At 61.1% G+C, this 10398-nt stretch carries 8 protein-coding genes and 1 pseudogene; 4 read left to right on the forward strand and 5 right to left on the reverse strand.

The window, feature by feature from the left end; genetic code table 11:
- Nucleotides 1-102: 102 nt before the first annotated feature.
- The 4 genes from leuA to BMX59_RS29340 form a co-directional block, all read right to left on the reverse strand.
- Entirely contained in the window at nucleotides 103-1782 is a 1680-nt protein-coding gene (leuA, locus tag BMX59_RS29320; protein ID WP_071489254.1) for a 2-isopropylmalate synthase, read from the reverse strand.
- Nucleotides 1783-2106: 324 nt separating this feature from the next.
- Nucleotides 2107-2928 carry a M23 family metallopeptidase gene (locus tag BMX59_RS29330; RefSeq protein ID WP_071489255.1) on the reverse strand — a complete coding sequence of 274 codons (822 nt, stop codon included), beginning with the start codon at nucleotides 2926-2928 and terminating at the stop codon, nucleotides 2107-2109.
- A 3-nt stretch (nucleotides 2929-2931) separates the two neighbouring features.
- On the reverse strand, nucleotides 2932-4311 hold the full coding sequence (xseA, locus tag BMX59_RS29335; RefSeq protein ID WP_093128410.1) for an exodeoxyribonuclease VII large subunit: 1380 nt from the start codon (nucleotides 4309-4311) through the stop codon (nucleotides 2932-2934).
- A gap of 10 nt (nucleotides 4312-4321) precedes the next feature.
- Nucleotides 4322-5212, reverse strand: coding sequence for a LysR family transcriptional regulator (locus tag BMX59_RS29340; RefSeq protein WP_093128412.1), 891 nt, complete (start codon nucleotides 5210-5212; stop codon nucleotides 4322-4324).
- Between the two features lie 99 nt (nucleotides 5213-5311).
- Between BMX59_RS29340 and BMX59_RS29345 the strand changes: the two genes are divergently transcribed.
- The 4 genes from BMX59_RS29345 to guaA all read left to right on the forward strand — a co-directional run bounded on the left by BMX59_RS29345 (nucleotide 5312) and on the right by guaA (nucleotide 9985).
- Nucleotides 5312-6079, forward strand: a complete 768-nt coding sequence (locus BMX59_RS29345) for a sulfite exporter TauE/SafE family protein (protein ID WP_093128414.1) — start codon at nucleotides 5312-5314, stop codon at nucleotides 6077-6079.
- A 125-nt stretch (nucleotides 6080-6204) separates the two neighbouring features.
- Nucleotides 6205-6753 (forward strand): sugar ABC transporter ATPase, encoded by a 549-nt coding sequence (locus BMX59_RS29350; protein ID WP_093128416.1) that lies wholly within the window; start codon nucleotides 6205-6207, stop codon nucleotides 6751-6753.
- Between the two features lie 104 nt (nucleotides 6754-6857).
- Complete coding sequence (guaB, locus tag BMX59_RS29355) at nucleotides 6858-8327, forward strand: IMP dehydrogenase (protein ID WP_010207937.1); 1470 nt, start codon at nucleotides 6858-6860, stop codon at nucleotides 8325-8327.
- An 80-nt stretch (nucleotides 8328-8407) separates the two neighbouring features.
- On the forward strand, nucleotides 8408-9985 hold the full coding sequence (gene guaA, locus BMX59_RS29360; protein WP_092249186.1) for a glutamine-hydrolyzing GMP synthase: 1578 nt from the start codon (nucleotides 8408-8410) through the stop codon (nucleotides 9983-9985).
- A 59-nt stretch (nucleotides 9986-10044) separates the two neighbouring features.
- On the opposite strand, the pseudogene BMX59_RS29365 reads toward guaA, so the two are convergent.
- A pseudogene (locus BMX59_RS29365) lies at nucleotides 10045-10398 on the reverse strand (IS4 family transposase); the annotation flags it as partial.

Here is a 10398-nt window from a genome sequence, read left to right on the forward strand (position 1 = left end):
TGGGAGGGGGCTTGCCCCCGATGAGGCCCTCACAGACCACAAAAAACCAAAAAAAGGCCCCTGGACTCGTATCCAGGGGCCTTTCGCATTCAAGCAGACTGCTTACGCCGCCTTCGCTGCCAACTGGCTCAACGAACGGTTCAGCGCGCTGAACAGCGCCTTGAAACTGGCCGTGGTGATGTTTTCATCAATGCCCACGCCATGTACCGGACGCTCACCGTTCACACGCAGTTCGATGTAGGCCGCCGCCTTGGCGTTGGTGCCCGCACCGATCGCATGTTCGTTGTAGTCCATGATCTCCACGCCAATCGGCAAGCCGGCCACCAACGCTTCCAGGGCGCCGTTGCCTTTGCCTTTCCAGTGCAGGTTGGTTTCGCCCTGGCCCTTGCCCGAGACTTCCACCTCGACAAAGCTGTTGCCGTTTTCTTCCTGCAGGCGATGGCTGACCAGCGCATACGGGGTGTTGGCTTGCAGGTATTCGCGCTGCAGCAAGGCGTAGATCTGCGGTGCAGTCATCTCAAGGCCCACGCGGTCGGTTTCGGCCTGTACCACTTGGCTGAATTCGATCTGCATGCGACGTGGCAAGCTGATGTCGTATTCCTGTTCCAGCAGGTAGGCGATGCCACCTTTGCCCGACTGGCTGTTCACGCGAATCACAGCCTCGTAGCTGCGACCGATGTCGGCCGGGTCGATCGGCAGGTACGGCACTTCCCACAGCGCATCGTCTTTCTGCTGGGCGAAGCCCTTGCGGATCGCGTCCTGGTGAGAGCCGGAGAACGCGGTGTGCACCAGGTCGCCGACGTACGGGTGACGTGGGTGAACCTGAATCTGGTTGCACTCCTCGACGACTTTGCGCACGCCGTCGATGTCGGAGAAGTCCAGCTGCGGGTCGAGGCCCTGGGTGTACATGTTCAGTGCCACGGTGACCAGGTCGACGTTGCCGGTACGCTCGCCGTTGCCGAACAGGCAGCCTTCGACACGGTCGGCGCCGGCCATCAGGCCCAACTCGGTGGCCGCTACGCCGGTGCCGCGGTCGTTGTGGGTGTGCAGGCTGATGATCACGCTGTCCCGACGGTTGATATGGCGACCGAACCACTCGATCTGGTCGGCATAGATGTTCGGCGTGGCGCACTCCACGGTGGCCGGCAGGTTGAGGATCATCTTGTGCTCAGGCGTCGGGTTCCACACCTCGATCACCGCGTCACAGACTTCCTTGGCGAATTCCAGCTCGGTGGCACTGAAAGTCTCCGGGGAGTATTCGAAGGTCCACTGGGTTTCCGGCTGCTGGGCGGCGTATTTGACGAACAGCTTGGCCGCGTTGACCGCGATGGCCTTGATGCCTTCCTTGTCCTGGTTGAACACAATGCGGCGGAAGGACGGCGACGTGGCGTTGTACAGGTGCACGATGGCCTTCTTGGCGCCGCGCAGGGATTCGAAGGTGCGTGCGATCAAGTCTTCACGGCCCTGGGTCAGCACCTGGATGGTGGTGTCCTCGGGGATGTGGCCGTCTTCGATCAGGGTGCGCACGAAGTCGAAGTCGGTTTGCGAGGCAGCGGGGAACGAGGCTTCGATTTCTTTCACGCCGACGGCGACCAGGGTCTTCCAGAAACGCAGCTTTTTCACTGCGTCCATCGGCTCGATCAGCGACTGATTGCCATCACGCAGGTCGGAGCTGCACCAGATCGGCGCTTCGGTGATGGTCTTCGATGGCCAGGTGCGGTCCGGGATATCGATGGTCGGGAACGCGCGGTACTTCGAAGACGGGTCTTTGAGCATGCTCATCGGGAAATCCTTTGTTGTAGGGGCCGAGAAAAGGCGGCCTGCCGTAGAACTGTTTTTAGGGATAAAACGTAAAGACGAGGCAGATCGATTCAGCCTGGCAGTCGTGCGCTGACGAGGCACAGGCTGCGGTGCTGGCGGAGCTGAATGAGGGTGTGAGAGGTTTTCATAGGCTCAACCCTAACTGCCGGGGTGAAAGATGGCAAGCAGTCGCTAAAAATTGAGAGAACTTCTGTTATTGACCTGTGAAACGAGATTTAATGCCTGAAGATGGTCTGGCGGCTGGATTTAATTGCGCGCCCGTTGTCGAGCGCGCAATCGAGCCTTTCAGGGTTGGAACGCGCCGATAAAGATCGCCGGATCAACCCGCGCATCATTCAGGCTGACGTTCCAATGCATGTGCGGCCCGGTCGCCCGACCAGTCGAGCCGACCTTGCCCACCACTGCGCCGCGTGTGAGCTGATCGCCCACTTTCACGTCGATCTTCGACATGTGGCAGAACATGCTGATAAAGCCTTGGCCATGGTCGACGAACACGGTGTTGCCGTTGAAGAAGTAGTTGCCCACCAGAATCACTTTGCCATTGGCCGGCGTTTTGATCGGCGTACCGGCCGGCACGGCAAAGTCCAGGCCAGAATGGGGGTTGCGCTCTTCACCGTTGAAGAACCGCCGCACGCCAAACTTGCTCGACAGCGGCCCGTTCACCGGTTTGTCCAGCACCAGGTTGCTCGGCAGGTTAGGGCTGAAACTGCGGTAGGCCTTGAGCTGCACTGCCAATTCGCCTTCGATGCGCTTGAGCTGCGCAGGGTCAGGGTTTACCTGGCTTTTGTTTTTCAGGGTGATGCGCTGTTCCGGGTACTTTTTGTAGCCGACGATAAACGGCAGGTTGCGCCCGCCGCTGCTGATGCGCTCATTGCCCGGCTTGACCGTCAACGGAATACCGACAATCGCCAGCCAGGTGTCCGCTTCTTTCACCACCAATACAGGCTTGCCCTGGTACGTGGCTTTGGGCGCGGCAGCGGAAGGACCGAGTTCGACCACGGCAACCCCGCCAGGCACGGGCTTATTGAGGGTGCGGGAAATGTAGCTGTCGGCCTGCGCGTTAAAGGCAAGGCACAGCAGCATCAACACACTGAAGAGACGTGGCATCGATCAATCCAATAACGAAAGGGTGACGGGTGTCAGGTGGTTGTCTTCCACCCGCACCTGCAATTGGCCCTCACCGAGGCGCGCGGTCAGGCGCTGGCCGGTGTGGGTCTGCGCGGCATTGCGAATGGCCTGTCCGCGCTCGTCCAGCAGGATGCTGTAGCCACGGCCCAGGGTCGCCAACGGGCTGACCACATGCAGCGTCTGCATCTGGCTTTGCAGTTGCAGGCGCCGCGCCTTGAGGCCTTCGCGCATGGCGCGGGGCAGGCGTTCGGCGAGGCTGTCCAGGCGCTGGCGCAGCAGTGCCAGTTGGCGACCCGGGTGCTGGCCGGCAAGGCGCGTTTCCAGGCGGATCAGGCGTTCACGGCGGGTATTGAGGCTGCGCTCGAAGGCGCGGCGCAGGCGCATGTCCAGGTCGTCCAGGCGTTGGGCTTGCTGGCGCAGGCGTTCGCCGGGGTGACGCAGGCGCCGGGCCATGCCTTCCAGGCGCAGGCGGTCGTGGCTCAGGCGATTGCGCATCAGCAGCACCAGGCGGCGGTGCAGGTTTTCGACCTGGCGCACCAGGTGGCTGGCGTCTGGCGCGAGCAGTTCGGCTGCGGCGGAGGGTGTAGGAGCGCGCACGTCGGCCACGAAGTCGCTGATCGACACATCGGTCTCATGCCCGACGGCGCTGACGATCGGTGTGACGCAGGCGTCCACCGCACGGGCCACGGCTTCCTCGTTGAAGCACCAGAGGTCTTCCAGCGAGCCGCCGCCACGGGCCAGGATCAGCGCATCGAAGCCACGGGCATCCGCGAGTTTCAACGCGCGCACAATCTGCGGGATCGCTTCGCGGCCTTGCACGGCGGTGGGGATCAGGGTCAGTTCAATGTTGGGCGCACGGCGGCGGAACACACTGATGATGTCGCGGATCACCGCGCCGGTCGGCGAGCTGATAATGCCGATGCGTCGAGGATGCGTTGGCAGCGGCACCTTGCGTTCGGCACTGAACAGGCCTTCGGCGCTGAGCTTTTCCTTCAGCGCATCGAATGCCAGGCGCAACGCCCCATCACCGGCCGGCTCCACGGTATCGAGGATCAGTTGGTAGTCGCCCCGTCCCTCGAACAGCGAGACCTTGCCGCGCACTTTCACCGCCAGGCCATCCTTCAGCGCCTGGCGCACCCTTGCAGCGTTGTTGCGAAACAACGCGCAACGCACCTGTGCGCCGCTGTCCTTGAGGGTGAAATACACATGACCGGAAGCCGGGCGGGCGAGGTTGGAGATCTCGCCTTCGACCCAGATATTGGTGAACACGTCTTCCAGCAACACCCGCGCACGGCCGTTGAGCTGGCTGACAGTCAGGACTTCGCGGTCCAGGCCCAGACGGGCAAAAGGATCTTTAATCATGGGCGGCAGTTTATAGGCATTCGTGCAAGGTTTGGCAGAATTGCTCCACCAGCGTGCTCGGCGCCTGTGCGCAGGCCAGGGCCACGGTGCTGAGGCAGTCCGGGTCGGCCAGGGGCAAAAAGTGCACGTTGGCGGGGGCGATGTCCTGCATGGATTTTGGTAACAAGGCAATACCAAAGCCTGCCTGGATCAGTTGCAGCTGGGTGGTCTTGCGCGACATCACTCGCGCGGCCTTGGGGAAAAATCCGGCACGCATGCACAACTCGGCTGACAGATAGCTCAAGCCGCCGCGCTGGGGGTGGGGTATTGAAATAAACGCTTCGTCCTTCAATTGCCCTAGCTCGATGGGCGCCTGACTACGCGCTAACGCATGGTTGGGCGGTACGGCCAGCAACAGTTGCTCGTTATACAAAGGTATCACCCGAACCCCCTCGCGCTGGCGCAGCACCGGCAAGCGCAGTACGCCTACCTCAAGGCGACCGTCGGCGATTTCTTCCAGCTGCGCTTCGGAGGACAGTTTGACGATATCCATCGACACCCCAGGGCAGCGTTCCAGCCAAGCGCTGATGCCCTGCAGCAAAGGGCCGCTCATCGGCACAGTGCTCGAATGGCTCAGGCGCAGCGTGCCCAGTTCGCCATTGCCCACTTGGGTCGCCAGTTCGCTGGCCTTGAGTAGTTCACTCAGCAGGTTGCGGGCCCGCGGATAAAAGGCCTCACCTGCGGCCGTAAGGCGCGGTTGACGTGCGGTGCGCTCGAACAACGGGGTTTTCAGCTGGGTCTCCAGCTCCTTGATCTGTCGGCTCAAGGCTGACTGCGCCACAAACAGGCGCTCGGCGGCGGCACTGAAGCTGCCGCTGTCGGCGATTTCGACGAAGTACCGCAGTTGGCGGGTGGATATCACACGTCATGCCTTTTCGAGATAGGTAGAGGGTTTCGAAGATATTAGTCGCATCCCTCACCGATGGCTAAAGTGATGGCCATCTCTTGCAAGGAATACCCCATGAGCCCGGTTGAGCTGATGAGTCAGTGGTCGTTTGGCGGGATGGATTGGCTGGTGATCGGCCTGGGCATCGTCGTGGCCTATATCGTGTTCGGTATCGCGGGATTTGGCACCGCGTTGGTGGCGGGGCCGCTGCTGATCCTGTTCATGCCGTTGTCGAAGATCATCCCGCTGTTGGTGTTGCTGGATTTTGTCGCGGCGTTTGGCAACCTGCTGCAGTCGCGGCGCGATGTGAACAAGCCGGAGCTGCTGCGCTTGCTGCCGTGCATGGCGATTGGCTGCACACTTGGCGTGGTGTTTTTGCTCAACCTGCATTCGGACCTTTTGCTGTTGTTGATGGGCCTGTTTATCAGTGCCTATGCGATCTATAGCCTGGCGGTGAAGGCGCGGCCGACGCAGCTCGCTGCCAGGTGGTCAATACCCATGGGCACGGTGGGCGGATTGTTTGGTGCGTTGTTTGGCAGTGGCGGCTTTCTCTATGCGATCTATCTGAATAGCCGTCTCCCCAAAGACGCGGCGCGCGCCACCCAGAGTGCGTTGATCAGTTGCAGCACGGTGGTGCGCTTGAGCCTGTTCCTGATTGCCGGGGTGTACGCGGACCTGCCGCTGCTGATGTTGGCGCTGTGCCTGTTGCCGGCGATGGCCATGGGGCTGTGGTGTGGGCGCCGGTTGACGATGCGTATGTCGCGTGAGGCGTTTGTGCGGTTGGTGACGTGGTTGGTGCTGGCCAGCGGTATTGCATTGATCGGGCGGTATTTGAGTACTTGACCTGTTTTTTTCAGGGATTAAGCTGCCTGCCTTCACGGCCTCTTCGGGGGCAAGCCCTCACCCGCCCCAAAATGTGAGAGGGGGCTTGCTCCCGATGACGCCAGACGCCACACCGCAGGACTCCCATGAATTCCCAAAGCATCCTTGTCCCGAAAATCTCCACCTTGCCCGTCCACGAACCCCGCGCCCGGGCGATCGTGCGCTGGTTGGTGCGCAAGAACATCATCAAGGAAGAGCTGACCACCTGTGGCCGCACCGGCAACCGCATGGGCTACGCCCTGGCCGATGGCGCCCGCGCCGTGGTGCTTTACCCGCAGGCACTGCCGTTCAACGAGCCGATCAATGGCCTGGAGATCATCTACAAGCGCTGCATCTACACGCCGGCCAAGGGCTTTCTCGAAGAAGCCGGTTGCCCGCAATGCCGCAAGGAAGTCGGCGAAGCGCTGTTCGAAAGCCTGGAAGACTGGATGCCCGGCCACACCGACAACTTCACCTGCCCGCTGTGTGGGTATGAAGACGACATCAACGGGTTCCTGTTCCTGCAGGAGTGCGGGTTTTCCAACCTGGGATTTATCTTCAACAACTGGGCGGAGGCAGGGTTCAAGCAAAGTTTTATCGACGAATTCGCCGATTGGCTGGACCAGAAGATGAGTTGGGTCAAAGTCGAGTTGTAACCCTTCTATCAGTATTCCCAAGTTTGTCAGAGTTTTACATTGAGCCCGACAGGGTGCATGTATATAATGGCGCGCTTCCATTTTCCCGCTCGGGAGCCCCCGCGATGCTGCGTATCAGCCAAGAAGCTCTGACATTCGACGACATTCTCCTAGTGCCCGGTTATTCCGAGGTGCTTCCTAACGAAGTCAGTCTCAAGACCCGCCTAACCCGTGGCATCGAGCTGAATATTCCCCTGGTTTCCGCTGCCATGGACACCGTCACCGAAGCCCGTCTGGCCATCGCCATGGCTCAGGAAGGCGGCATCGGCATCATCCACAAGAACATGACCATCGAGCAGCAAGCTGCCGAAGTGCGCAAGGTCAAGCGTTACGAAGCCGGCGTGGTGAAAGATCCGATCACCATCGAAGCCGACGCCACCGTGCGCGACCTGTTCGACCTGACCCGCCTGCACAACATCTCCGGCGTTCCGGTACTGCACGATGGCGACCTGGTCGGTATCGTCACTTCCCGTGACGTACGTTTCGAGAACCGTCTTGAAGTCACCGTCCGTGAAGTGATGACGCCCAAAGAGCGTCTGGTCACTGTCAAGGAAGGCGCCGACAAGAACGATGTGCGCGAGCTGCTGCACAAGCACCGCATCGAGCGCGTGCTGATCGTCGACGACAAATTCGCCCTCAAAGGCATGATGACCGTCAACGACATCGAAAAAGCCAAGGCTTACCCGCTGGCCAGCAAGGACGATCAAGGTCGTCTGCGCGTTGGCGCGGCGGTCGGCACCGGTAAAGACACCGGCGACCGTGTTTCGGCCCTGGTCGCTGCCGGCGTTGACGTGGTGGTGGTCGACACCGCCCACGGCCACTCCAAAGGCGTGATCGACCGCGTGCGCTGGGTCAAGCAGAACTTCCCTGAAGTACAGGTGATCGGCGGAAACATCGCCACCGGCGCAGCCGCCAAGGCCCTGGCCGAAGCGGGCGCCGATGCGGTCAAGGTCGGTATCGGCCCTGGCTCGATCTGCACCACCCGTATCGTCGCCGGTGTCGGCGTGCCGCAAATCAGCGCCATCGCCAACGTCGCCGCAGCCCTTGAAGGCACCGGCGTTCCGTTGATCGCCGACGGCGGCATCCGTTTCTCCGGTGACCTGTCCAAGGCCATCGTAGCCGGTGCTTCCTGCGTGATGATGGGCTCGATGTTCGCCGGTACCGAAGAAGCGCCAGGCGAGATCGAACTGTTCCAGGGTCGTTCCTACAAGGCTTACCGTGGCATGGGTTCGCTGGGCGCCATGTCCCAGGCGCAAGGTTCTTCCGACCGTTACTTCCAGGACTCCTCGGCAGGCGCCGAGAAGCTCGTCCCGGAAGGCATCGAGGGCCGTGTTCCTTACAAAGGCACCCTGAGCGCGATCATCCATCAACTGATGGGCGGCCTGCGTTCCTCGATGGGCTACACCGGCAGCGCCGACATCGAAGAAATGCGCACCAAGCCAGAGTTCGTACGGATCACCGGCGCCGGCATGGCTGAATCCCATGTCCACGACGTGCAGATCACCAAGGAAGCGCCAAACTACCGCGTAGGTTGAGGCTTCCAGCAAAATGTTAAGTAACCGGGGCTGTTCTTCAGCCCCGAGTTGTTTCTGATTCATTAGACGAGACTGACTTCATGGCCCTCGACATTCACGCCCACCGCATCCTGATCCTCGATTTCGGTTCCCAGTACACCCAGCTGATCGCCCGCCGCGTGCGCGAAATCGGCGTGTACTGCGAACTGCATCCGTTCGACATGGACGACGAAGCGATCCGCGAATTCGCACCGAAAGGCGTCATCCTCGCCGGTGGCCCCGAGTCCGTGCACGAAGCCAACAGCCCGCGTTGCCCGCAAGCGGTATTCGACCTGGGCGTACCGGTCTTCGGTATCTGCTACGGCATGCAGACCATGGCCGAGCAACTGGGCGGCAAGGTTGAAGGTTCCGAGCTGCGTGAATTCGGTTATGCCCGTGTCGACGTGGTCGGCAAGAGCCGCCTGCTGGACGGCATCGAAGACCACGTCGACGCCGACGGCCTGTTCGGCCTCGACGTATGGATGAGCCATGGTGACAAGGTCACCAAAATGCCGCAGGACTTTCACATCCTGGCCAGCACCCCGAGCTGCCCGATCGCCGGCATGTTCAGCGACGAGCGCCGCTACTACGGCGTGCAGTTCCACCCGGAAGTGACCCACACCAAGCAAGGCGGCCGCATCCTGTCGCGCTTCATCCTCGACATCTGCGAGTGTGAGGCCCTGTGGACGCCGTCCAAGATTGCTGAAGATGCCATCGCCCAGGTTCGCGCCCAGGTCGGCACCGATAACGTCCTGCTCGGCCTGTCCGGCGGTGTTGACTCCTCCGTGGTCGCAGCCCTGCTGCACAAAGCCATCGGCGACCAGCTGACTTGCGTATTCGTCGACAACGGCCTGCTGCGCCTGCACGAAGGCGAGCAGGTGATGGCCATGTTCGCCGAGAACATGGGCGTCAAGGTGATCCGCGCCAACGCCGAGGACCAGTTCCTCAACAACCTGGCCGGCGAGTCCGACCCGGAGAAGAAGCGCAAGATCATCGGTCGCACCTTCATCGACGTGTTCGATGCCCAGTCCAGCAAACTGGACAACATCAAGTACCTCGCCCAGGGCACCATCTACCCCGACGTGATCGAGTCGGCCGGCGCCAAGAGCGGCAAGGCCCACGTGATCAAGTCCCACCACAACGTGGGTGGCCTGCCGGAGGAAATGAACCTCAAGCTGGTCGAACCGCTGCGCGAACTGTTCAAGGACGAAGTCCGCCGCTTGGGCCTGGAACTGGGCCTGCCGTACGACATGGTCTACCGCCACCCATTCCCGGGCCCGGGCCTGGGCGTGCGGATCCTCGGTGAAGTGAAGAAGGAATACGCCGACCTGCTGCGTCGCGCCGACCACATCTTTATCGAAGAACTGCGCAAGGCCGACTGGTACCACAAAGTCAGCCAGGCGTTCGTGGTGTTCCAGCCGGTGAAATCGGTTGGCGTGGTCGGTGACGGCCGTCGTTACGCATGGGTCGTGGCCCTGCGTGCGGTGGAAACCATCGACTTCATGACCGCCCGTTGGGCGCACCTGCCATACGAACTGCTGGAGACCGTCAGTGGCCGTATTATCAATGAGATCGAAGGCATTTCGCGCGTGACGTATGACGTGTCGAGCAAGCCGCCGGCGACGATTGAGTGGGAGTGATCCTGCGGTAGCAGGTGAGCGTTGAATAACAAAACCCCGGTCATGTGCCGTAATGCTGTTCACTTAAGCGGAGCAGCCTTACGGTCCACTGGGTACCGGGTTTTGGAAATCTTCACCGTCCTTGGCCTTCCTGGCCTTGGGCGGTGATCCAGAAACATTCCTCCTACTCCTCCCCTCAGCTCGCTTAGCCTCCTTCCTGTTGCTGATACCGGGTTCGCTGCTGCCATCACGATCAACTGTACCGCTATGTACTGGCAGGCTGGCTTGAACCGTATATCTGAAGGTGCGCGGCCGAATGCTACAGCGGCCTGGCTGGCCTCCCGACGAATAATGTTGTAAGCCAGCAAAAGCCCCCAGACCTCCTGATAAATCAGCTCGACCTTCTTACTGCGCAGCGTTACCGCGTTCTGTTG

Source organism: Pseudomonas sp. NFR09 (assembly GCF_900111535.1).
Classification (GTDB): Bacteria; Pseudomonadota; Gammaproteobacteria; order Pseudomonadales; family Pseudomonadaceae; genus Aquipseudomonas; species Aquipseudomonas extremorientalis.

Excerpts from the sequence above, each read along its gene's own strand:
- leuA (WP_071489254.1), bottom strand. The coding sequence starts at position 1,782 with ATGAGCATGCTCAAAGACCCGTCTTCGAAGTACCGCGCGTTCCCGACC.
- BMX59_RS29330 (WP_071489255.1), bottom strand. The coding sequence starts at position 2,928 with ATGCCACGTCTCTTCAGTGTGTTGATGCTGCTGTGCCTTGCCTTTAAC.
- xseA (WP_093128410.1), bottom strand. The coding sequence starts at position 4,311 with ATGATTAAAGATCCTTTTGCCCGTCTGGGCCTGGACCGCGAAGTCCTG.
- BMX59_RS29345 (WP_093128414.1), top strand. The coding sequence starts at position 5,312 with ATGAGCCCGGTTGAGCTGATGAGTCAGTGGTCGTTTGGCGGGATGGAT.
- BMX59_RS29350 (WP_093128416.1), top strand. The coding sequence starts at position 6,205 with ATGAATTCCCAAAGCATCCTTGTCCCGAAAATCTCCACCTTGCCCGTC.
- guaB (WP_010207937.1), top strand. The coding sequence starts at position 6,858 with ATGCTGCGTATCAGCCAAGAAGCTCTGACATTCGACGACATTCTCCTA.
- guaA (WP_092249186.1), top strand. The coding sequence starts at position 8,408 with ATGGCCCTCGACATTCACGCCCACCGCATCCTGATCCTCGATTTCGGT.